Origin of the sequence: Martelella mediterranea, assembly GCF_021021415.1 — a bacterium.
GTDB lineage: Bacteria > Pseudomonadota > Alphaproteobacteria > Rhizobiales > Rhizobiaceae > Martelella > Martelella mediterranea_C.
Map to the genome: position 1 here is coordinate 98389 of NZ_JAINWJ010000014.1, position 23340 is coordinate 121728.

The following is a 23340-nucleotide window of genomic DNA, read 5'->3' on the forward strand; positions in this document are numbered from 1 at the left end:
ATGGCACTCCTGGTTTTTCCCGCCGCGCTGCTGGTTTTCGTTCTGCTGGTCCTGCCGATGGCGGGTCTCTTCAGAATGTCGCTCAACCACTACAGCCCGATGGAGATGATGACCGCGGCGTTCAGCGGGAAAAACTACATCGCCGCGCTGACCGATCCCTATTACCAGGAGATCATCCTGACGACGGTCGGCGTGGCGTTCCTGTGCATGACGCTCTGCCTCCTGCTCTCGCTCGCGCCGGCCTATTGGCTGGCGCGCATGCAGAGCCGGTGGAAATCGGTGCTGATCATCCTGACGCTGTTTCCGCTGCTGGTCGGCAATGTGGTCCGGGCGGCGGGATGGATGGCGCTGCTCAGCACCCATGGCGCGATCAACGCCTTCCTCGGCATGTTCGGCATCGGCCCGCTCACGCTGATGTACACCCCGCTCGCCGTGGTGGTGGGCACGACGGCGGTGGTACTGCCCTATATGATCCTCACGCTTTCCTCCGTCGTGGAAACCGTTCCGCGCGACACCGAGGAAGCCGCCGCCAATCTCGGCGCGACACCGTTGAAGGTGTTCTTCCGCGTCCTGTTACCGCAAGCGGCCCCCGGGGTTCTCGCGGGCAGCATGCTGGTGTTCATCCTTTCCATGAACGCCTATGCGACCCCGGTCCTGCTCGGCGGCCCCGGCTTCACCATGCTGGCCCCTGCCGTCTACGACCAGTTCATGACCGCCGGAAACTGGCCCTTCGGCGCGGCGCTCGCCTTCGTCCTCCTGGCCACGACCCTCATTCTAACAATGGCTGTGAGCTACGGGCTCTCGCGGTCCCTCAAGCGCCGCGCCGGCTGAAACAGATATTTTGACATGACCGACATGACCCTCGACGAAAAGCTCGACGCGATGACGCTTGCCGAGCAGGTCAGCCTGCTCTCCGGCGCGTCCTTCTGGCGCACGGCAGCCATCGATCGCCTCGGCATTCCAGCCGTGAAGATGACCGATGGCCCAAATGGCGCGCGCGGGGAGGATTTTTCCGGCGGCGTGCGATCCGCCGCCTATCCGGTCGCGATCGCGCTCGCGGCGACGTTCGATCCCGACCTCGTCCATGAAATCGGCGCGGATCTGGCCCGCGAGGCGCGTTCGAAGGGCGCGCGCATTTTGCTCGGCCCGACCGTGAACATGCATCGCAACCCGCTCAACGGGCGCAATTTCGAGTGTTTTTCCGAGGATCCCGTTCTCGCCTCGACCATGGCGGTCGCCTATGTCAGGGGCGTCCAGTCGCAGGGCGTCGCCGCCACGATCAAGCATTTCATCGGCAATGAATGCGAGCATGAGCGCCGCACCACCAGTTCCGAGATCGACGAGAAGACGCTGCGCGAGATCTATCTCCCGCCCTTCGAGGCGGCTGTGAAAGAGGCCGGCGTTGCCTGCGTGATGACCGCCTATAACGCGCTCAACGGCGTCCATACCTCCGAAAATCCGTGGCTGCTCGATACCGTCCTGCGCCAGGAATGGGGGTTTGAGGGCGTCGTGATGTCGGACTGGACGGCAACCCATTCAACCGCAGCGGCCCTTGTCGCCGGTCTCGATCTCGAAATGCCGGGACCGGGGAAATTCCGCGGCGACATGCTGGTCGAGGCCGTCGAAAACGGAGATGTGCCGCGCGAAGCCGTCCGCCGCGCCGCCCGAAGGGTGCTGAGGCTGATCGAGCGCGTTGGTGCGAAAACGACTGACGATCTGGAGACCGAGCGCGCCGAGGACCGGCTCGAAACGCGCACCCTGATCCGTCGCGCCGGCGCGGAGGCCGCCGTCCTGCTGAAGAACGACGGCGATCTACTGCCGCTCGCCGGCCCGACGCCCCGCCGCATCGCCGTCATCGGCCCCAATGCGGCAAGGGCGGTGATGTTCGGCGGTGGCTCGGCCCAGATCAATGCCCATTATGCGATCTCTCCGCTCGAAGGCATCCGCGCGGCGTTTCCCGATGCGCAGGTCGACTATGCGCTCGGCTGTCCCGGCGACCGTTACCTGCCGCTGATCGACGGCCCCATCGACATCCGTTTTTTTGCGGGAACCGATTTTTCCGGCCCGCCAGTGCTCACCAAGACCGGTGCCAGGAGCGAGTTCCGCTGGTTCGGGCCGGTGGCGGCCGAGGTCGATCACCGCGCGTTTTCGGCACGGCTTTCGGCTCGCTACGAGGCGCGCGAAACGGGATGGCATGAGATCGGCCTGATGAGCGCGGGCACCAGCCGCCTCGCCATCGATGGAGAACCTATTCTCGAAGCATGGGAGACTTGGACGCGCGGCTTCAGCTATTTCGGCCATGGCTGCGCCGAGCGGCGCGGCCGGGTCCATCTCGAAGCCGGAAAACGCTATGAAATCAGCGTCGATTACGCCTGCGGCGACGGCATCACCACCACGCTGAAGGCCGTGCGCTTCGGCCTCAGGGCGCCCTCGGCGCTCGGTTCGCTCGAGGATGCCGTGGCGCTCGCGCGCAAGGTCGATGCGGTCGTCGTGGTCGCCGGCCTCAACGACGACTGGGAAACCGAGGCGGAGGACCGCGAAAGCTTCGACCTGCCGCCCGCGCAGAACGCGCTGATCGAGGCGGTGGTGGCTGCAAACCGCTCGACCATCGTCGTCATGCAGTCCGGGGCGCCCGTTGCCATGCCCTGGGCGGCAAAAGTGCCAGCGATCCTGCAATTATGGTATCCGGGCCAGGAATGCGGCAACGCGCTGGCCGACATTCTTACGGGCAAAGCCGAGCCGGGCGGACACCTGCCCCAGAGTTTTCCCGCCGAGGGTGAGGACTACGGCGCGCTCACCCGGTGCCCCGAGGCCCACGGCAAGGTTGTCTACGCCGAAGGAACGGCCATCGGCTATCGCGGCTTTGCCGCGCGCGGCACGCGGCCGCAATTCCCCTTCGGCCACGGCCTTGGTTACGCAAGGATCGAATTTATCGATGCACGGCTCGCCTGCGCGGGATCGGCGGTCACTGTCGAGCTTGATCTTTCCAACCGGTCGGAGCGCGCCGGCGGCACGGTCGCGCAGATCTACCTGATGAGCGAAACCGGCGCGCCGATACGCCTCGTCGGCTTTTCGAAGGTCACGCTCGAAGCCCGTGAGGCCCGGAGCGTCACAATCACGATCCCGGAACGCAGGCTTTGCACATGGGACCCCGACCAGCGCGCGTGGGTACGTACCCCCCTCCCCCTCACACTTGCCATCGGCGCTTCGTCCGCAGATTTTAGCATTATGAAAACCGTCGCGCCTGAATAGTAGTAGGTGGTTTGGGCGGATCATCCACGATTTTTTTGCAAACGTGGATGATCTCCTGCCTGATATCAAAGACCATCAGGCCCCTTCCACGGGTCGCTCACCGCCGGCCAAGGCAATCGCGGTTGCAAAACGGTCTATCTCGGACAGGCCGAATTCGGTTGGCCGAAGAGCAGGCGCACGGTCCCTCACCTCTTCTATGCCGGCCTGCGAGGCGAACAGACGCTTGCCGTAGCAGAGCATGGCGGGAACGGAGCGCGACATGAACACGATCGCCGGCAGAATTTGACCGTGAATGCGTTCCGCCTCGGCCACATCGCCGTTCTGCCAGGCATTGAAAAGCCGCACCTGCGCCTTCACGAAGTCCGGCGCCGGGATCAACCCCACGCCGCCGGAGCGCAGCAGCGAGATGAACTCGATGCCGCCATGACCGCCGAAAACCCGGTAGGCGCCTTCAGAATCCCTGATGACGCGAGCGATATCGACCGAGAAGCCTTCGCCTTTGAGCAAGGTGATGTTGGGGTGCTGACGGTTCAGTTCTACGAGTCCTGTGGTCGACAGAGAGACATCGAGATTGACGGGATTGTTTTGAACGGCGACCTCGATATCCACCGCATCGGCGACGTGGCCGAAAAAGCGGATCAGGTCGGCCTGGGACGTGCCCTTGATCGCCGGCGGTTGCAGGATGACCCAGTCCGCACCCGCCCTAGCCGCGGCCCTTGCAAAGGCAACCTGGCCGGCGGTTGAGGGTTCGCCAACGGTCACTGCATAGGGCACCCTGCCGCCAATCATCTCTCCGACCATTTCCGCAAGATGAAGGCGCTCATTGACGTCCATCTTGTGCACCTCGGTGACAAGCCCCAGCACCGCGATCCCATGCGCGCCCGCTTCGATGCAGTATTCGACCTGGCGCGCCATGGCGGCACGGTCGAGACGGCCCTGATCGTCCCAGAAGGCATAGAGGATCGGGTAAATGCCCTTCCAGTCGCTCATGCCGTCCCCTTTCGGATATGTTCGAACACCGCCTCGTTCGGCACGACGCCCAGGCCCGGACCTGTCGGAATGGTGTAATGCCCGGCCCCGCAGGCCATGTCGCCATCGGTGAAGGCAAGGTTTCGGTCGAAGATCGAGTGCTGGTATTCGTGGTAGGGTACGCGCTGGAGCGCCGCGGTTGCCTGAAGCGAGGCGGCGGTGAAGATGCCGATCGAGATGGAAGCATGCGGAATGACATTGACATGGAAGGCGTGGGCCATGACGCCGATCCGGGAAAATTCGGTAATCCCGGTATGGCCGATCTCCGGCTGGATGATGCCCATGGCGCGGGCTTCGAACCGCGGGCGATATTCATAGGTCGTGCGCCATTCCTCGCCCAGCGCCAGCGGCACGCCGATGCCGCGCGCAACCCGCGCCTGGCCTTCCAGATCCTCCGGCTGGCAGGGGGCTTCGGCAAAATAGAGGTTGAACGGCTCCAGCCGCCGGATCAGGCGGATCGCCTCGCTCGCTTCGAATTTCCAGTGCAGGTCGACCATCAGGTCGATATTGGGACCGACCGCCTCGCGCAGCGCTTCCATCTCGCGGACAATGCCGTCGTCGCTGACGGCTGCGGCGAATTTGATGGCGCGAAACCCCTTGCCGACCCATTCGACCGCGAGCTGGCAGCGTTCCGCCAGCGTCGCCTTGGGCAGGCCTGAGACATAGGCCGGCAGCGTCTCGTGCCGGCGGCCGCCCAGAAGCTGGGCCACAGAAAGGTTCGCCAGCCTGCCGAACAGATCCCAGCAGGCGATATCGACGCCGGCCAGGGCATCGACATAATAGCCGCCGAAAAAGCCGCGCACCCGCATCAGGTCGTAGAGGTCCTCATGGATCACCGCGGCATCGGACGGGTCGCGGCCGAGCATCACCGGGGCCAGAAGGTTGTCGATGATCGCCTTGACGGCCTCGGGCGCTGCAATCCCGTAGGTCTCGCCCCAGCCCACCATGCCGCTTTCGCCGGTGATCTTGACCAGCACCGTGAGATCGGATGAGGGATAGATCGAACGGTTGCCCTTGCGGACCAGATAGCCCTTTTCATTGATGAACTCGCCTTCGCGCAGCGGCCCGAGATAGGGAACCGCGCGCGGAATGTCGATGATGAAGGTTTCGACCTTTGCGATCGCATCCAGTTGATTGCGGCTCATATGATCGTTTCCTGTTCTTCCCGCGTCGCCTCGGCAAGCGGATCGTTCTGAAATTCCGGTGACAGGCGCTGCAAAAGCGCCGCCAGTTCGGCGCGGTCGCCGGCATCCATCTTCGGCCCCTTGCCGCGCACATGGGTGGTCGCCAGCACACCGCGCCGGCGCAGCGTCTCCTTGGTCATGTGCATGCGGAAGACGGCCTGGAAGGTGAGCGCAGGCAGGCTGACTTCGTAAAGGCGCCGCGCCTCGTCCCGGTCGCCGCGCTGCCAGGCGCCCACCATGCGCACATGCAGATCGGCAAACTCACTGGCCGGCATCGTGCCAAGCCCGCCGCGCGCCAGTTCATCGATGACATAGCGCCCACCCGCGCCGCCGAAGACGCCCTCGATCGCATCGCCGCAGGCCTCGCGGATCAGCGTCAGGTTCTGCCCGCAGGGCAGCGTCTCTTCCTTGACGTAGCGGATCGCGGGAACGGCGCGGGCGAGCGTCGCCATATCATCCGCCTTCAATCCCGCCCCGATCGGCACCGGCTGGTTCTGCAGCATCAGCGGCAGCGGACTGTCGGCGCCGATCTGCTCGAAATAGGCAAGCTGGGCATTAAGATCGTGGCCAATGGCCCCTTGGGCGATGACCATGGCGACGGCCGCCCCTGCTCGTGCGCCGCGCTCGATATGTGTCAGCACGGCATCCGGATCGGGATCACTCGCCCCGACGATGAAGGGAATACGCCCCTGCAGGCGTGCGCCGAGACGCGCGACCAGCAGGCCGCGCTCATCCGCGCTCAGCGTGTCGACCTCGCTGGCAACGCCGGGAAAGACGCAGCCCCCGGCGCCTGAACGCAGAACGAAGTCGATGACCCGGTCAAACTGGTCGGGCGCAACCGCGCCGTCATCGCCAAAGGGGGTGCACAGAACTGGAAAGACACCGGACAATTTCATTTTACGGCCCCCGCTGTTGCGCCCTGGATGAAGAAGCGCTGCAGCGCGATGAAGGCCACCGTCACCGGCAGCGCCGCCATCAGCGACGCGGCCATGGCCCCGCCCCAATCCGCGCTGGTTTCATTGAGATAGGTTAGAAGCAGGCCCGGTCCGATCGTGCGCTTGTCCTCGGAAATAATCAGCGTCAGCGAATAGAGAAGGTCGTTCCAGCTCCACATGAAGGAATAGAGAAACACCGTGACGATCGGCGGGATCGAGATCGGAAGCACGATCGTGTGCAGGATCCTCAAATCCCCGGCCCCATCTGCGCGCGCTGCCTCGATCAGCTCATTCGGCACCTGACTGAAATAGCTGTAGAGCATATAGGTGGCGACCGGCAGCGCGAAGACGATGTAGGAAATCATCAGCCCGAGCCTCGTATCAAGCAAACCCCAGTTGACCAGCGCCGGATAGATCGTGATCAGCAGCAGGCCGAAGGGAAACATCTGCGCCGACAGCATGAACAGCATCACCGGCCGGCGGCCGATGTAGCGGTATTTGGCGAAGGAATAGCCGGCATAGACCGCAAGCGTCGCGTTGAGCGCCGCCGAGGACGTGGAGACCAGAAGGCTGTTGCCGAGCTGGCGCAGCAGATCGCCTTCGAACAGTGCGGTCGCGAAGTGCTTCAGCGTCACATCATGAGGCCAGAATGTCGGGCGGATGCGGTACAACTCGGCATCGGCCTTCAGCGACGAGATCACCATCCAGTAGACCGGAAAGAACAGGAAGAAACCGATCACCAGGGCGCAGGCGACAAAGCCGAGCTTGGCGCGGGTTGTCGAGAGATCGAGCATTATTCGACCCCTTTCATCAGTTGGCGCAGGTAGAAATAGGCGGGCGGCATGATGGTCGCGACCCAGAGCACGCCGACGGTGGCGGCCATGCCGATGTCCCACTGCTCGAAGGCGCGGCGGTAGACTTCGATGGAAAGCACCGATGTGGCGCGCACCGGCCCGCCGCCGGTCAGCGCCCAGATCGTGTCGAAATGCTGCAGATTGCCGATCATGCCAAGCACAACGGTGACCAGCAGCACCGGCCTGAGATGCGGCAGGATGTGATCGCGGATCACCCGGTAATTGCCCGCGCCATCGACGCGCGCCGCCTCGATCTGCTCCTTGTCCATCGAGGCGAGGCCGGCGAGAAAGAACGCCATGAACAGCGGTATCGAAAGCCACACTTTGGTGATCACCACCGCCGCCATGGCGCCCGTTGATGTGGAAAGCCAGGCGACCGGATACTCGATCAGCCCCATATCCTGGCCGAGCGCGTTCAAGAGCCCGTAGCGTGAATTGAATATCCAGCCCCACAGAAAGGCCGAAACCGTGGCCGGCATCACCCAGGGCAGGAGCGAAAGGCCGCGAAGCGCGTTGCGACCCATGAAAGGCTGGTTGAGAATCAGCGCCCAGGCCATGCCGATGGTGATGGAAAAGAAGGTTGCAAGCGCGACATAGATCAGCGTCGTCACCAGCGAACCGAGGATCGCCGGATCGCTCAGCACGCGGAGATAATTGCCGAAACCGATGAACTTCGGCTCGCTCATCTCGATCGTGTATTTGTAGAACGACAGGCCGAGCGCCTCGATGAACGGCTTCAGCACGACGATGCAGAACGCCAGCACCGCGGGCAGCAGCAGCAGCATGCCGATCCGGCCTTCGCCGGCCTTGAGCCCGCCCTTGCGGGCGTAAGGCGAGACTTTGAGCGGGGGCGCGGACTGCGCCGCGCCCGTTTCGGGTTCAACGGACATGGTTTACCTAAGAATGCTGAAGAGGGTTGCGGGGCGGATTTCCGCCGCCCCACTCTGGCGTTTCCCGGTCAGTTGCCAAGAATATCTTCCAGACGCGCCTGCATGTCGTCGGCTGCCTCCTGCGGCGACTTCTGACCCAGAAGCGACGCCTGCACCTCTTCGCCGATCACGGTCGTGACCTCGGCGCCCTGCGGCAGAGAGGCGATCGTGTTGCGCTTGGGCGAAACCGAGGCGGCAGCCCAGTCGGCGAGATACTGGTCGCTCTGCACTTCCTCCGACGCGATGCCGGACTTGGTCGCGGGAAGCGTCGAAAGGCCGACGGCATAGGGCACCAGTTCCTGGTCGGAGAGAAGATGCATCACGAATTCGACAGCGGGGCTATCGGCGCTCGCGTTCTCATCGCCAAAGACGGTCAGCACATGGCCCCACTGAATGGATACCGGGGTATCGCCCTCTTTCAAGACGGGCGCCTTGATCGGCTTCACGGCTGCATCGATCTCCTCGCCACGGCCGGAGAAATCGCGGGCGAAGCTCAATGCCTGCGGCGCGTCGATGTAAAACGCGGTCGCGCCCTGGGCAAACAGGCGGCGCGCGTCCGGCCGGTCGATTTCAGGGGCTGCCAGCCGTTCGGAAACGGCATCGGTCATGAATTCAAGCGCCGCAACGGCTTCGGGTGAGTTGACGGCGGGCTTGCCGTCCGCCGTCAGCGGTTCGCCGCCGAAGGTCCAGACCCAGGTGATATAATCGAGCAGGATCGAATTCGGGTTCTTGGTCGCGAGGCCAAGCGGCACGGAATTCGGCACATTGTCGCGCACGGCGACGAGAGCCGCTTTGAACTCATCCATGGTTGCCGGAATGCCCTCAACGCCCGCAGCGTCCAGAACCTCCGTGTTGGCGACCATGCCGATCGTGCCGACGATCCATGGCAGGGCAAGCTGCTTGCCGTCGATCTCGCCCATGGCGAGGTAGCCTTCATCGAAGGTCTCGAGCAGCTTGTCGCGGCCGATGATCTCGTTGAAGTCCTGCAGGTCATCGATATTGGCGATGATCGGCAGCAGGCGCGCCTGGCTCTGGCCGACATCGGGCAGCGTGTTGGTGCGGTCGCGCAGAAGATAGTTCTTGTTCATCTCGCCCCAGGCATAGCCCTGCGCCTCGACCTCTCCGCCATCGAAGCTTTCGATCATGCTTTCAATCAGCGGTTTGTTGGCATCTTCGGCGTAGGTCCAGGACATGAACTCCACGTCGGTCGCTGCTGCCGGCAGGGCCATAAGCGCGGCCACGGCCGTTGCCATCGCAAATCTTCCGAATTTCATTTCTCACTCCTCCCAGAAATTAATGAAACTTTGTTCCAACTGTATTTTTAGGCGAAAATCCGCCTTTCCGCAAGAACTTTGAAACTAAGTTCCAATCTAGACGACGCCGCCATCCACGATCAGGCATTGCCCGGTGACCATGCGGCTATCATCCGCGGTGAGAAAAAGCGCCATCCGCGCCACATCCGGCGGCAACAGGAATTCCTTCAGGCACTGGCGCGACAGATAGTCGTCGAACTTGCCCTGATAGATCGCCTTGGCGCGGCTGACCTGCCGCTCGGTCAGAATCCAGCCGGGCGCGATGGAATTGACGCGGACGCCATGTCCGCCGACCTCGCGCGCCAGACTGCGCGTCATGCCGTGCACGGCGGCCTTGGCGGTTGTATAGGGCAACAGTCCTGCGGCTCCCTGCATCCAGCTGTTCGAACCCATATTGACGATACTGCCGCCGACGCCGGCCATATCCGGCAGAACCGCCTGCGCGGCAAACACCTGATGGCGCAGGTTCACATTCTGCCGGTCGTCCCAGTATTCCGGCGTGATCTCTGAAAGCGGCAGCCGGTCGTCATTGCCGGCATTGTTGATCAGTGCACGGAAAGGCCCCGCTTCAGACCGAAGCGCATCGATCGCGCCACGCAGGGCGTCGATATCCCGCAGATCGGCGATCCGGTGAAACGGCCTGTTGCCGGTGGTTTCCGCGCAGACGGAGGCCACATGTTCGGCGGCTTCCGCATCGATATCGATGAAGGCAACCCGCGCCCCTTGCGCGCAGAAGGCCTCGACCAGATACATGCCGATGCCAGAGCCACCGCCGGTGATCAGCACACCGCGCCCTTCAAGGCTGGGATAGCGAGCGGCCTCAATTTCGACCGGGACAAGTTCGGGATGATCCGAGCGTTCCAGCCTCATGCCGCCACCGGTCGCCTGGCGACATCAACGGCAAGGCCATCCTCGGCAAAACCATAGGTCTGCGCCGCATCGAAGGCCACGGCGCGCAACACGCCGCGCTCGACCTTCTGCTCGCCCTCAAGCCGCACCTGAAGCAGCCGGTCAAGGCCCTCCACCTCCAGGTGGGCGAATGTATCGGAGCCCAGATGTTCCGTCGCAACGACCCGGCCGGAAAGCCGGCCGTCGCCGCCTTCGCCGAGCCGCAGATGCTCCGGCCGCACACCGATTTCGCTGACGCCGCGCACGGTGGTGGAAAACAGGCCGTCGCCGGGAAGACGCAGTCCCGAACCATCCTCCGTTACCGGCAGAAAATTCATCTTGGGTGAGCCGATGAAGCCGGCAACGAAGCGATTGGCCGGGCGCTGGTAAAGCTCGATCGGCGAGCCGACCTGCTCGACCCGCCCGTCATGCAGCACCACGATCTTGTCAGCGAGCGTCATCGCCTCGACCTGATCATGCGTCACATAGATCATCGTCGTGCCGAGCCGTTCCTTCAGCCGCGCAAACTCCATGCGCATATCGACCCGAAGCGCTGCATCGAGGTTGGAGAGCGGCTCGTCGAACAGAAAAACCTCCGGCTCGCGCACGATAGCCCGGCCGATGGCGACGCGCTGACGCTGGCCGCCGGAAAGCTGGCGAGGCTTGCGCTGAAGCAGCGGTTCGATCTGCAGGATGGAAGCCGCCGTGCGCACACGGGAATCGATTTCGTTCTTCTCCGTGCCGGCAAGCCGAAGCGCGTAGCTCATATTCTCTGACACCGTCATATGCGGGTAGAGCGCGTAGGACTGGAAAACCATGGCCACGCCGCGCCTTGCCGGCGGCACATCATTGACGATCTCGCCGCCAAGCGCGATCGTTCCGGCGGAAACCTCATCAAGCCCGCAGATCATCCTGAGCAGCGTCGACTTCCCGCAGCCCGAAGGACCAACGAAGACGACGAACTCGCCATGCGAGACATCAAGATTGATATCCTTCAGAACCTCCACCGCGCCATAGCGCTTGTGAAGGCCGGTAATTTTCAGATCGGCCATGTTTCCTCCCAAAAGCAGTTCAGCCGGCGAACGGCCGGTCCGGTTGCCCCTTGATCTCCGTGTTGATTGCCAGGACGCTGCCGGAAAGCGGCGCATCCGACAATTGCCGCGTCGACAGCCTGATGCGGGCCGTGGTGACAAACAGCGTCGTCATGTCCTTTCCGCCGAAGGTGCAACTCGTGGGCCGCGGCACCGGCAGCGTGATCCTGCGCTCCGGCCTGCCGTCAGGGGCGAAGCGCTGAACGCTCCAGCCGTCCCAGAGCGCCGTCCAGACAAACCCCTCGGCATCCACCGTCAATCCGTCGGGAACCCCGTCATGAGCAGCGATCTCGGCAAAGACGCGCCGGTTGGCGATCTCGCCCGCCTCAAGGTCGAAATCATAGGCGTAGATCGTGCGCTTGCCGGAATCTGTGAAGTAGAAGGTGCGGTTGTCGGGGCTCCAGCCGAGACCGTTGGAGATGTGGATTCTGTCCGCCATGCGCGTCACCGCGCCATCGGGATCCACCCGCCACAGAGCGCCCCGCCCCGGCTCGGTGTTGATTGCCAGCGTACCGACCCAGAGCCGCCCCCTGGCATCGCATTTGCCATCATTGAAGCGATTATCCGGGCGCTCCGCCTCGGGATCGGCGAGCGTGGTCAGGGTGCCATCGGCCGAAAGCGACTTGATGCCGGTCTCGGTGGCGCAGACGAAGCCGCCGGAGACCTTGGGAACTGCGACCCCGACCAGTTCCGACATCGGCAGAAAACTGCGCTCTCCGGTTTCGGGATCGCCGGTGATGACCCGCGGCGCAAGAATATCAACCCAGTGCAGCCGCTGATCGGCCGTTGACCAGAACGGCCCTTCACCCAGGAAATCCTCACCGGGTAACACGCAGCGGATATCCTCGCGACCGGTATCGAGCGGACGCGGGCCAACGGCGATGGACATGGCAAGCTCTCCGATATTCCCGGCGATCCGGCGCGCGGCCTCAATCACATCCCGACCAAGCGCATGAAGCCGGTCGGCATTGAGGCGATAGGACGGGCCGACAATCCCGATGGCGCCGATCGGGCGGGCGCGATGATCGAGGATCGGCGCGGCAACCGCGCTGATATCCTCGTGCTGCTCGCCGATGCTGATGGCATAGCCGCGCGCCTTGATGATGTTGAGCTGCTGGTCCAGATCGCCCTTCGAGACGATGGTGTGATCGGTATAGACCTGCAGATCCTGCGCACTCAGAAGACGGCGGCGATCGGCCTCCGGCAAATGCGCCGCAATCGCCTTGCCGAGCGCTGTCGCGTGAATGGCGGCGCGCGAGCCGATACCGTTGGCGATGCGCACCTGACGGTGCTTTTCCCGCTGGTCGATATAAAGAATCATACCGCCGTCCAGGAGGCCAAGCCGGGTTGCCTCGCTGCTTTCTTCTGCAAGGCGCAGCAGTTCCGGTTCGGCGGCGCCGCGCAGGTCGAACTGGTCCCACACCCTGTGGGCAAGCTGGAACGGACGCGCGCCGAGCCGGTAACCCTGGTCGCGCTCGTCAAAGGTCGCATAGCGTTCCTCGACCAGCGTTTGCAGAATGCGGTGCAGTGTGCCCTTGGGCAGGCCGGAGCCTTCCTGAAGCGCGGTGAAGCGGACCGACCCCTCGCCCTCGCTGATCAGGTCGAGTATCCGCAGCCCGCGCGAAAGCGCCTGCATGCCGGGCGGAATGCCGCCGATTTCCGCGTCGTCCTCGTTGTTTTTCGCGTCCGACAATGACCGCTCCTCAATCTTCACTCTTCCCTTTCGTATATTTTGAAACTAAGTTCCAAGTCAAGCAAGGTTTGGGAGGAGTCTGGCCGAAATGCGCATTTCCACGATCGATCACTGGCTTGTCCGCGTCCCGTTTTCCGAAGTGATCGCCTGGGGCTCGGGCACGCGGATCGGCACGACGCGGCTGATCTGCAGATTGACGACCGATGAAGGGGTCGAGGGCTGGGGCGAAACGCTGTGCCTGATCGACGCCGTGCCGGCCGTCTTCCGCGAAGTCGTGGCAAAGATCGGGCCCGGCTATGACATCAACAATGTGGAGCGGCTCCACCGCCATGTTCTGGGGGCGGGCTACTACCACCACAAGCGCGCCGCCGTCATGGCGATCGCGGCCCTTGAAATGGCGATGTGGGACGCGAAGGGCAAAGCCGCCGGCCTGCCGCTCTGGGCGATGTGGGGCGGCCGCTGGCGCGACAAGGTCGCGGCTGCGGCCTACACATTCACCCGCGAGCCTGCACAGCTTGCCGAGCGGCTGATGACCTTCAGGGAGAGCGGCTATTCCAGTTTCAAGGTCAAGATAGGCTTCGACGCCGAAAGTGACATCGCGCTTGCCACGATAGCGCGCGACACCCTCGGCGACGACGCTCATATTCGCCTTGACGTCAACGGCGCGTGGACCCGCGCCACCGCGAAACGCCAGCTGGAACGGCTGAGGCCGCTGGCGCCGGCCTATGTCGAGCAGCCGCTTGAGCTCGACGACCTTGTCGGCGCAAGAGCGCTCGCGCAGAACCAGCCCCTCCCGATCGCGCTCGACGAAAGCGCCTACACGCTGCAGGATGTCGGCAATATCGTGACAAATCAGGCCGCCGAGATCCTGCTTCTCGACCCGCACCAGGCCGGCGGCCTGTGGCAGGTCATCAAGGCCGCTGCGATTGCCGAAGCAGCAGGCATCGAGGTGGGGCTTCATTCGGGCGCGGAACTTGCCATCAGCCAGGCCGCCTATCTGCATCTGGCTGCATCAATACCGAATATGACGCTCGCCATCGATACCGAGCGCGCCTATCTTGCCGGCGATATCGCTCACGACCCGCCGCAACTTGCCCATGGAAGCTTCGCCGTGCCTGAGGCTCCCGGCCTCGGCGTAACCCCCGACCCGGAGATGATTGCCCGCTACACAGTCGACCGGATCGAAGGCGCCTATCTCGATCCTGCGCGCCCCGACTGGTTTCCGGTCAAGCCGCAATACTGACCGAGAAGCCGATATATCCGACTCGGATCAGGATATCGCAAGGTGTCGCGCTGTCCGTCTCGAAGTGACGACCGAGTTTCGCGCCACAATCGCCGGCGGCTCCCCAAAAACGACTGGACGTTGACGCCCTGCGATCCCTTCTGGCTATTCGGCAGCTAGCCTTTAGACGTCGTTGCGGCTTTATCGAGCAAAGACATCGCCGCCTGATGCCGGCGTCTTTCGCGATAGGCGGAAAATTGCGTGTCGGCGATCACGCCTGCCAGAATGACGCTGCCCATGACCGCGAAATTCAGGGATGAGGGGATGCCGAGAAGGTTGACGAGGTTCTGCAGCATCTGAAGCAGGATGACGCCAAGAACGACGCCGATGATCGAGCCCTCCCCGCCGCGCAGCGAAAACCCGCCAAGCACGGCGGCGGCAATCCCGTAAAGCTCGTAGAAATTGCCGTGCGATGCCGGCTGCACTGAACGGGTGTACATCGCGAAGAACACCGCCGAAAGGCCGGTCAGCAGCATGCACAGCACATAGGCCGAGACGATCACCCTTCGCGTATTGATCCCGGAATAGCGCGCCGCCTCCTCGTTCTTGCCGACGGCGAATAGATGCCGCCCGAACACGGTGCGGTGCAGGACGAACCAGGAGACGACGGCCACAAGGGCGAAGGCGATCACGGAGTGCGGGATGCCGAAGCTGCGCCCGGCGACGAGATATTCGAGCGCCGGAAAATCGGTTCCGAAGGTGAAGCCGGCCGTGCCGTCGCGGGTGTAGAAACGGGCAATGCCGCGATAGATCAGCAGCCCGCAAAGGGTCACCACGAAGGGCTGGAGCTTCAGCCTGGTCACCAGCAGGCCGTGCAGCAGGCCGATGAAAACGGCGAGCACAAGAACGATCGCCAGCGCAACCGGCCATGCCACGCCATGGGTCGCGATCAGATCGATGAAGATCACCCCCAGTAGCGCGATGACGGAGCCGACCGAAAGCTCGATCCCGCCGGTCACGATGACGAAGGCTTCGGCGATGGAAAACAGGCCGAAAAGCCCGATCAGGTTGGCCGTGTTCGCAAGGTTGATCGGCGACAGGAAGCGCGGATTGACCAGTGCCACGATCGCCCCGACGCAGATCACCAGAACCGCAAGCCCGATATCTTTTCTATGCATTGTCATGCCCCTATCCGACGGCAAGGCGCAGGATGTTTTCCTCCGACAGCGCCTCATGTTCCAAGATTCCGGCGATGCGGCCGTGGCTCATCACGGCGACGCGGCTCGATACGCCGATCACCTCCTCCATGTCCGAGGAGATCATCAGAAGCGCCGTGCCGTTCGCGGCGAGCTCGCGCATCAGGCGGTAGACCTCCGCCTTGGCGCCGACATCGATCCCCCGCGTCGGCTCATCCAGGATGATGACCTTCGGCCGTGTGGCCAGCCATTTCGCCAGCACGATTTTTTGCTGGTTGCCGCCCGAAAGCTCCGCGGCGGGCCGGTCGAGCCGGCGGGCCTTGATCGCCAGGTTTTCGCGCGCGTCGACCGCCAGAGCGAGCTCGGCCCGCCGGTCGACGAAACCGCGTCGCGACAATGCGGCAAGGTTCGGCATCGCGATATTCCCGGCGATCGTAAAGTCGAGAAACAGGCCTTCCGACTTGCGGTCCTCCGGCACGAGACAGATCCCGGCCCTGATCGCGTCCGGCACCGAGCCGGGCGTAACCGGTTTCCGCTCGACGGTCACCGTTCCGGCTTCGATCGGATCGATGCCGAAAATGGCGCGGGCAAGCTCTGTGCGCCCCGCGCCCACAAGCCCCGCAAGGCCGAGGATTTCGCCGCCGCGCAACGCAAGATCGACGCTTTCATGCGGATAGGCGGCGGTGCGCAGGCCCCGCGCCTCGAGCACGATGTCTCCGCGTCTGTCGGCGGGCTTCTCGTAGAATTCCGAGACCGGACGGCCAATCATGAGGCGCACCATGGCATCCTTGCGGATATCGGCGCCGACGAGGTCGCCGGCATTCCTGCCGTCGCGCAGACCGACGACCCGATCGGCGACCTGCTCTATCTCGCCAAGACGATGGGTAATGAACAGGACGGCGACGCCCTGCTCGCGCAAAAGCCGGATGACGTCCAGCAGGCGCTGCGTCTCCGAAACGGTCAGGCTCGATGTCGGCTCGTCCAGGATCAGCAGGCGCACATTGGTCGAAAGCGCCCGCGCGATTTCCAGCAATTGCTGGTCGGCAAGCGAAAGCTCGGCGACCGGATCCGACGGGCCGAAGCGTGTGCCGAGCATGGCGAGCAAGGGTCGTACGCGATCTTCCATCGCCGCGCGGTCGATGAAGCCGAACAGGCCCTTGCGCATTTCCCGACCCAGCATCACGTTGCCGGTCACATCGAGATTTGAGAACGGGTTCAGCTCCTGGTGCACGAAGGCGATGCCATGCGACAACGCGCGGGCGGGCGTCAGGCTTTCCATGCGGTGGCCGTCAATGACGATTGCGCCGTGGTCCGGCCGGATCGCGCCGCCGAGCACCTTCATCAGGGTGGACTTGCCGGCGCCGTTCTCGCCGATCAGGCCGACCACCTCGCCGCCGGCGATCTCCAGCGAGACGTCGTTGAGGGCAATGGCGCTGGAATAGACCTTGGTGATGCCGCTCAACGTCAGGGAAATGGGTTTGCCGATCCGTGCCATCGCTTCCTCAAATGCGTCCGATTGACCCGTGCGGACGATGATGTCCGCACGGGCGGGAAATGCCTGTGGCGACAGGAGGGACGCCGCATTTCCCGGGCTAGCCGCCGATGCGCTTCTTGAGCTCGGCCTCGAATGCATCGACATTGTCCTGGTCGATGATCTTGGTCGGCACAATGATCAGCCCGTCCGCCGGGATTTCCGATCGGTCGCCCTCCAGATAGGACGCCATCAGCTTCATGCCCTGATAGCCCCACTGGTAGGGGTCCTGCACGACGGTGCCGGCAAACGAGCCTTCGCGAACGGCCCCAAGCGTGATCGGGTCCTCGTCGAAGGCGATGACGGTGATGTCGCCCAGCTTGCCCGCCGCCTGCAAAGCCTCATAGATCTTGGGCGGATTATAGGAATAAAAACCCACCATGCAGTTGATGTCGGGGCTTGCGGCCAGCACGTCATCGACATTGGAGCGGGCCCGGGCAAAGTCGACATCGTCGCCGCGCACATCCACCAGTTCTATGCCCTTGCCCTCGACCGCCTGACGGAAGCCAGCGATGCGTTCCTTGGCATTGTCCGCCCCGAGAAAGCCGACAAAGCCCATGCACTTGCCGCCATCCGGCATCGCGCCGACCGCGATTTCACCAGCCTGGGCGCCGGCTGCGGTGTTCGACGAGCCGAGATAGGCGATCCGGTCGGACTGCGGCGCGTCGCTGTCGGTGGTGAACAGCGGCACCTGCGCGGCGATCCGGTTGAAGGCGTCGATCGAATTCTTCGGATCGGCCGACGAGATCATGATGGCGTCCGTGCCGGCGGCGACCAGATCGTCCATCAGCGCGTTCTGCAGGGCGGCGGTGCCCTGCGCCGGATAGCGGAACTGCAGCTCGTAGCCCGGAAGCTCGGCCTGCGCCGCGTTGACGCCGGCCTCGGCCAGTTTCCAGAAGTCCGATGCGGCATTGACGACGAAGGCCAGTTGCGGTTTGTCGTCGGCCATGGTGGCCGTTGCGGTTACAGCGAAGCCCGCTGCAGCCAGGAGTATGGATGTCTTGTTCATGATGTCCTCCCGCGACCCTCTCCTCCAGGATCGCTCTTACCAGGTTGAAAATGGCGCACGGCAACGCCGCAACGGGCCTTGCCCGACGCCGTGGCATGCGACGGTGCGGACGGGCGACCGCTTGAAGAGCAAGCCGCCCGCCGGGGTCTCAGTTGTTCTCGCAGAAGCCGGGTTCATCCGCGGTGCAGACGTCGAGCCCGGTGAACAGCGGATCATCCACCTTTTCGCCATTGATCAGCTGGATCATGACGTCGGGCGCCCGGTAGCCCATCTCGAACGGGCGCTGGCCGACCTGCACATGGCTGCGGCCCTCGCGGAAGGCCTTGGTCTGCGGCGGCAGCGTGTCGCCGGCGATGATGATCAGGTCCTTGGATTTCAGCCTGTCCATCACCTGGTCCGTCACCTGGGTATAGGCCTGCGGGGCGAACTGCGCCCAGCCGCCGATCAGGATGAAGGCGTCGAGGTCCGGATTGGCGGTGAACACATCCGACATCTGCTGGTTGGCGAGATCGGCCTGGTCATTGGTGAAGACCGGGCAACCCTCGATCTCGGTCCAGCCGTTCTGCCCGGTGAGCCGGTCGACATTCTTCTCGCCCGCGATCGTGTCGCGGAAGCCCTGGGCGCGGGCATTGATGTTGTCGGCGGCGACATTGCCGAGCTGAAGGCAGACTGTGCCGCCGTCAGCGCGGAGCGTTTTCGCCTCTTCCGCCATCTTGACGCCCATCAGATAGTTGTCCGTGCCGAGATAGGTCTTGCGCAGGTCGCGATCCTGCTCGAGGAAATCGGCATCGATGGTCATGACCGGAACGTCCGGCGCGATCTCGCGGATGCGGTTGGCCATGGCCGGCGCGTTCGACGGCGAAATGGCAATCGCCGCAACGCCACGGGTCAAGAGGTCATCGACGATCTGCACCTCGCCGGCTTCGTCGGAGGACGAGGCGGGCCCGGTGTAGAGGCACTCGTATTCGCTGTCCTTGTTTTCCGAAAGCCACTTCTTGCAGCCGAGATTGATCTGCTCGAAGAACGGGTTGTCGAGCCCCTTGACCACGATCGCCAGCGTCTTCTTGTCCTGAGCCCCCGCCTGACCGGCAAGAAGCATGGCCGCCGACAGGGCGGTTATAGCCAGATACTTGATATTCATTGCAATTCTCCTCCTCTTCGCAATCGCCGGCAAAGGCTCCTTCCTCAGCCGGGATACCAGACAATGCGCGGGTCGTTTTCCCCGCGCCTGTAGTTCCATGCACGTTCAAAGAGTTCATCCAGGCCGACCGACGGCGTCCAGCCCAGCACCTTGCGGGCCTTGGCATTGTCCAGCCAGTTGCTGTGAAACGGCGTCGCTATCTCCGCCCGGTCCCTGCCCGCGGTCTCCATCAGCGCGGCGACTGCGCCGTAATCGACCGGTTCGTTCATGGCGATATTGAAGAGCTCGCCACGGGCCCCAGGGTTGTCGATCGAAAGCAGGATCGCGTCCACCAGATCATCGACATGGATGAAGTTGCGCTTCAGAAAGCGGCCCTCGACATCGCGCATGGCGGGAAACACGTCGCCGTTGCGCATTGTCGCAAGTTCAGCCGCCTCGACCAGCGTTTCCCAGGGCGGGCCGCCGAACTGCGTGTCGTCAAGGGCGAAGGCATATCTGAAATCGTCCTTTTCCATGATCCATGGCGCCCGCAGGATCGTGTAGCCGACGTCGTACTGGATGCCGAACTGCTCCAGCATCACCTCTTCCATCACCTTGGTCAGCGCATAGACGCCCGGATAGGCGCGACGCGGCGTGGCTTCGGTGATTGGCGCGGCGTAGCCCTGAAAGATATGACCAACGACGCAATCGCCGCTGAGTAGCAGGAACTGGCGACCTTTCTCGGACCGGCGGAACCGGTCGAGCAGCAGGTAGAGCCCCTTCAACGCGACATCGATGGCGAGATCGGGTGACTCCTTCACCGCGGCCAGATGAACGACATGGCTGACGCCGTCCAGCGCCTGCTCGACCACCTGTTCATCGGCCATGGAACCGCGGATCACGGTGACCCGGCGATCGTCGGTTTCGATGAGGCGGTTGTTGCAAAGCGCCACCACCTCGAAATCCGAAAAACGCTGCTCGGCCAGAAAGGCGGGCAAGAACACCTGTCCCACTTTTCCGGCCGCGCCGGTCACCAGCAGCTTCATCGGCAAACCCCCTCGATATCCCCTTGTGTTGGTCGTGATAATTATTTAATAATAATATTAAGTCAAGTTATTATTGATTTAGTTATGGCGCCAAGGGAGATTGCCGGATAAGCTCAACGCTTTCCGGAGCGGCGCCGGACAAGAGGGAGGGGACCTGTGTCGAGACTTGTTTTGTCGAAAATATCGAAGAATTTCGGGGCCATTCAGGCCTTGTCATCCGTGTCGCTGGAAATCGCGCCGGGGGAAGTGCTGGGCCTGATGGGCGATAACGGCGCGGGCAAGAGCACGCTGGTGAAGATCATCGCCGGCAATTTCCCGCCCTCGGCGGGCGAGATCCGCATCGACGACAAGCCCGTGACCTTCCACCGGCCGCGCGATGCGCAGGATGAGGGCATCGAGGTCGTCTATCAGGACCTGGCGCTTTGCGACAATCTATCGGCCGCCTCGAATGTCTTTCTCGGCCGCGAGGCCATGCGCCGGGTCGGGCTGGTGAAATACCTGAACTATCGCCAGATGAACGAGACCGCGGCAGACCTCTTCCGCCAGCTCAAGTCCGAAACCCATCCGCGCGATCTCGTCAGGAAAATGTCGGGCGGGCAGCGCCAGGCAGTCGCCATAGCGCGCACGCTGCTGTCGAAGCCGAAGATCGTGATGATGGACGAGCCGACGGCGGCGATCTCGGTCCGGCAGGTCAAGGAGGTGCTGGACCTGATCCTGCGCCTCAGGGATCAGGGCATCAGCGTCATCCTGATCAGCCACCGGATGCCGGATGTCTTCGGCGTCGCCGACAGGATCGCCGTTTTACGGCGGGGCGAGCTTGTCGCCAGCAAGCCAGCGGCGGGCTCCTCTCCCGAAGAAGTGACCGGTCTCATCACCGGCGCAATCGAAGCGGCATAGAAAGGCGGACCGATGACCACCATGGACCATGTGATATCAAGAAGTCAGCACCGCAACTGGGCCGGAAAACTCGCCACCCAGCAGCTTTTCTGGGTGTTTGTCGCCGCAGTCGCGGCCTGCCTGGCGCTGAGCCTCATGACCGATACCTTCGCCAGCGAAAGAAACCTGTTCAACGTCGCCCGCAACTTCGCCTTTGTCGGCATCATCGCGATCGGCATGACGGTGGTGATCGCCTCGGGCGGAATCGATCTGTCGGTCGGCTCAAGCGTGGTTTTGAGCGCGATGGTGATCAGCGTGCTGATGGCCGGCGGCATGTCGTTCTGGCTGGCCGCTCCGATGGCGATCGGCGCGGCGCTTCTGGTGGGGCTCGTGAACGGCGTGCTGATCGCCTATGGCGGGATGCCGCCCTTCGTGATCACGCTCGGCACGCTTTCCGCCGCGCGCTCTCTCGCCATGGTGCTTTCCGACAACAAGATGATATGGGAATTCGGGCCCGACCATGATCTCCTGCTATGGATAGGCGGCGGGTCGACGCTTGGCATTCCGCACCCGCTCTACGCGCTCGCATTCCTCACCCTCGTCATGTCGCTCGCGCTCAAATGGACGCGTTGGGGCCAGCATGTCTATGCGATCGGCAGCAATGAGAGCGCTGTGCGCCTGACCGGCATTCCGGTCAAGCGGCTCAAGGTCAGCATCTACATGTTCTCCGCCTTCACCGCGGGCGTGGCGGGTATCCTGATGGCCGGATGGCTCGGTAGCGTCACCACCAATCTCGGCCAGGCGCTCGAACTGACCGTGATCGCCGCCGCGGTGATCGGCGGCGCCAATCTTGCCGGTGGCGAGGGCACGGCAATCGGCGCGGTTGTCGGCGCGCTTTTGATCGAGGTCATTCGCAACTCGCTGATCCTCCTTGGCATCTCGACATTCTGGCAAGGAATGTTCATAGGTACATTCATAATTATTGCGGTGGCCTTCGACCGAATCAGGCATTTCAGATCATGAGGCCTGCAAGTGGCGACTGCGCCGATCGTCTTGGAGAATGCATTGAAACCGACAATGATGGATGTCGCCGCCCGCGCCGGCGTATCCCAGGCCACCGTCTCCCTCATTCTCAACGGCAGTTCCGGCGCCCGCTTCAGCGAAGCCACGCGCAAAAGGGTGTTCGATGCCGCAGAGGCGCTGGGCTATCGCCTGTCCAACAGGACGGCGACCGCCAGCCACGCGGCCGCCAAGGTCATCGTCTTCCTCGTCGATGAGCTCACCACCGACCCCTGGATGGCGCTCGCCTTCGAGGGCGCGCGGGAAAAGGCGCTGGAGAGCGGGATCATCGTCACGCTTGGCGTGTTCCGCAAGGGCGAGGATCCGGATGATGGGGTATTGTCCATCTGCGAAAGCCAGACGCTGGTGGGCTATATCTTCGGCACGATCCTGACCCGCAAGGTCGACCCGCCCCAGGCGCTTCTCGATGCGCCTTCCGTGCTCGTCAATTGCTACGACCAGCAGCGCCGCCTGCCCTCGATCGTGCCCGGCGACGTCGCCGGCGGACGCGCCGCGACCGAGCGGCTGATTGCCGGCGGGCGCAAGCGCGTTGCGCTCATCAACGGCCAGGAGGGGCTCGACAACCCGCGCGACCGGCTGCGCGGCTACAAGCAGGCGCTTGCCAGCAACGACCTCGCCTATGATCCGAAGCTCGTGCATTACGGCAACTGGGAGCCGTCATCCGGCTATGAGAAGACCCACGAACTGATGAGGCTCCCCGACCCGCCCGACGGCATTTTCTGCGCCAACGACCTGATGGCGATCGGCTGTCTGGAAGCGCTCAAGGAGCTCGGCAAGTCCATCCCCGGTGATGTCGCCGTCGTCGGCTTCGACAATCGCGATATCGCCCAGTTCACCATGCCCCCGCTGACGACCTACCATCTCCCGATGTTCGAAATGGGCGCGATGGCCGTCGAATTGCTCGAGGACATGATGGGCGGACTGACCAGCGCGCATGACCAGCTCAAGGTCGAGTGTACTCTGATCGAGCGGGTCTCGGGTTAGTCGAAGCTGTCTACCTTTGCGATCTTGGAGGAATATGAGCCCTCGACTCCGACATTTCGATATTTATCCCGCAAAACTCGAATACGCGAACACAGCCCTGGCTGAGTT

The 23340-nt window shown here is 63.3% G+C and carries 20 protein-coding genes; 6 read left to right on the forward strand and 14 right to left on the reverse strand.

All coding sequences use genetic code 11. From position 1 onward, the window contains the following. Together K7H91_RS10955 and K7H91_RS10960 are read left to right on the forward strand one after the other, a co-directional pair. Positions 1-831 carry an ABC transporter permease gene (locus K7H91_RS10955; RefSeq protein ID WP_230720265.1) on the forward strand — a complete coding sequence of 277 codons (831 nt, stop codon included), beginning with the start codon at positions 1-3 and terminating at the stop codon, positions 829-831. A gap of 15 nt (positions 832-846) precedes the next feature. Next, positions 847-3252, forward strand: a complete 2406-nt coding sequence (locus K7H91_RS10960) for a beta-glucosidase H (RefSeq protein ID WP_230720266.1) — start codon at positions 847-849, stop codon at positions 3250-3252. 75 nt (positions 3253-3327) lie between these two features. On the opposite strand, the gene K7H91_RS10965 is transcribed toward K7H91_RS10960, so the two are convergent. From K7H91_RS10965 to K7H91_RS11005, 9 genes are all read right to left on the reverse strand, one after another. Beyond that, positions 3328-4242, reverse strand: coding sequence for a dihydrodipicolinate synthase family protein (locus K7H91_RS10965; protein ID WP_230720267.1), 915 nt, complete (start codon positions 4240-4242; stop codon positions 3328-3330). Then, positions 4239-5426: a mandelate racemase/muconate lactonizing enzyme family protein gene (locus K7H91_RS10970; RefSeq protein ID WP_230720268.1), complete on the reverse strand. Its 1188-nt coding sequence runs from the start codon at positions 5424-5426 to the stop codon at positions 4239-4241. The genes K7H91_RS10965 and K7H91_RS10970 overlap by 4 nt, the downstream gene beginning before the upstream one ends. Then, complete coding sequence (locus K7H91_RS10975; protein WP_230720269.1) at positions 5423-6361, reverse strand: dihydrodipicolinate synthase family protein; 939 nt, start codon at positions 6359-6361, stop codon at positions 5423-5425. The genes K7H91_RS10970 and K7H91_RS10975 overlap by 4 nt, the downstream gene beginning before the upstream one ends. Continuing rightward, complete coding sequence (locus tag K7H91_RS10980; RefSeq protein ID WP_230720270.1) at positions 6358-7194, reverse strand: carbohydrate ABC transporter permease; 837 nt, start codon at positions 7192-7194, stop codon at positions 6358-6360. The genes K7H91_RS10975 and K7H91_RS10980 overlap by 4 nt, the downstream gene beginning before the upstream one ends. Next, the gene (locus K7H91_RS10985; RefSeq protein WP_230720271.1) at positions 7194-8144 is read right to left on the reverse strand and encodes a carbohydrate ABC transporter permease; all 951 of its coding nucleotides are present in this window, start codon (positions 8142-8144) and stop codon (positions 7194-7196) included. Before K7H91_RS10985 ends, K7H91_RS10980 begins: the two co-directional genes overlap by 1 nt. Before the next feature lie 68 nt (positions 8145-8212). After that, a complete protein-coding gene (locus tag K7H91_RS10990) occupies positions 8213-9457 on the reverse strand; it encodes an extracellular solute-binding protein (RefSeq protein ID WP_230720272.1) in 1245 nt (414 codons plus the stop codon). Positions 9458-9553: 96 nt separating this feature from the next. Then, positions 9554-10366, reverse strand: a complete 813-nt coding sequence (locus tag K7H91_RS10995; RefSeq protein ID WP_230720273.1) for an SDR family NAD(P)-dependent oxidoreductase — start codon at positions 10364-10366, stop codon at positions 9554-9556. After that, positions 10363-11436 (reverse strand): ABC transporter ATP-binding protein, encoded by a 1074-nt coding sequence (locus K7H91_RS11000; protein ID WP_230720274.1) that lies wholly within the window; start codon positions 11434-11436, stop codon positions 10363-10365. The genes K7H91_RS10995 and K7H91_RS11000 overlap by 4 nt, the downstream gene beginning before the upstream one ends. A 19-nt stretch (positions 11437-11455) precedes the next feature. Next, a complete protein-coding gene (locus tag K7H91_RS11005; protein ID WP_230720275.1) occupies positions 11456-13168 on the reverse strand; it encodes an SMP-30/gluconolactonase/LRE family protein in 1713 nt (570 codons plus the stop codon). A gap of 88 nt (positions 13169-13256) precedes the next feature. Here K7H91_RS11005 and K7H91_RS11010 point away from each other — a divergent pair, with 88 nt between their 5' ends. After that, complete coding sequence (locus K7H91_RS11010; RefSeq protein ID WP_230720276.1) at positions 13257-14411, forward strand: mandelate racemase/muconate lactonizing enzyme family protein; 1155 nt, start codon at positions 13257-13259, stop codon at positions 14409-14411. Positions 14412-14566: 155 nt separating this feature from the next. On the opposite strand, the gene K7H91_RS11015 is transcribed toward K7H91_RS11010, so the two are convergent. From K7H91_RS11015 to K7H91_RS11035, 5 genes are all read right to left on the reverse strand, one after another. After that, positions 14567-15568 (reverse strand): ABC transporter permease, encoded by a 1002-nt coding sequence (locus K7H91_RS11015; protein ID WP_230720277.1) that lies wholly within the window; start codon positions 15566-15568, stop codon positions 14567-14569. A gap of 10 nt (positions 15569-15578) precedes the next feature. After that, positions 15579-17081 (reverse strand): sugar ABC transporter ATP-binding protein, encoded by a 1503-nt coding sequence (locus tag K7H91_RS11020; RefSeq protein WP_230720278.1) that lies wholly within the window; start codon positions 17079-17081, stop codon positions 15579-15581. A gap of 97 nt (positions 17082-17178) precedes the next feature. Beyond that, entirely contained in the window at positions 17179-18126 is a 948-nt protein-coding gene (locus tag K7H91_RS11025) for a sugar-binding protein (RefSeq protein WP_230720279.1), read from the reverse strand. A 148-nt stretch (positions 18127-18274) separates the two neighbouring features. Beyond that, the gene (locus K7H91_RS11030) at positions 18275-19267 is read right to left on the reverse strand and encodes a sugar-binding protein (RefSeq protein ID WP_269066149.1); all 993 of its coding nucleotides are present in this window, start codon (positions 19265-19267) and stop codon (positions 18275-18277) included. A gap of 44 nt (positions 19268-19311) precedes the next feature. After that, positions 19312-20292 (reverse strand): NAD-dependent epimerase/dehydratase family protein, encoded by a 981-nt coding sequence (locus K7H91_RS11035; protein ID WP_230720280.1) that lies wholly within the window; start codon positions 20290-20292, stop codon positions 19312-19314. A gap of 156 nt (positions 20293-20448) precedes the next feature. Here K7H91_RS11035 and K7H91_RS11040 point away from each other — a divergent pair, with 156 nt between their 5' ends. From K7H91_RS11040 to K7H91_RS11050, 3 genes are read left to right on the forward strand one after another with little or no spacing between them, the layout of a single operon-like run. Further along, the gene (locus K7H91_RS11040) at positions 20449-21189 is read left to right on the forward strand and encodes an ATP-binding cassette domain-containing protein (RefSeq protein ID WP_230720281.1); all 741 of its coding nucleotides are present in this window, start codon (positions 20449-20451) and stop codon (positions 21187-21189) included. A gap of 12 nt (positions 21190-21201) precedes the next feature. Further along, positions 21202-22191, forward strand: a complete 990-nt coding sequence (locus K7H91_RS11045) for an ABC transporter permease (RefSeq protein ID WP_419197475.1) — start codon at positions 21202-21204, stop codon at positions 22189-22191. Positions 22192-22233: 42 nt separating this feature from the next. After that, entirely contained in the window at positions 22234-23232 is a 999-nt protein-coding gene (locus tag K7H91_RS11050) for a LacI family DNA-binding transcriptional regulator (protein ID WP_230720282.1), read from the forward strand. Positions 23233-23340: the final 108 nt, after the last annotated feature.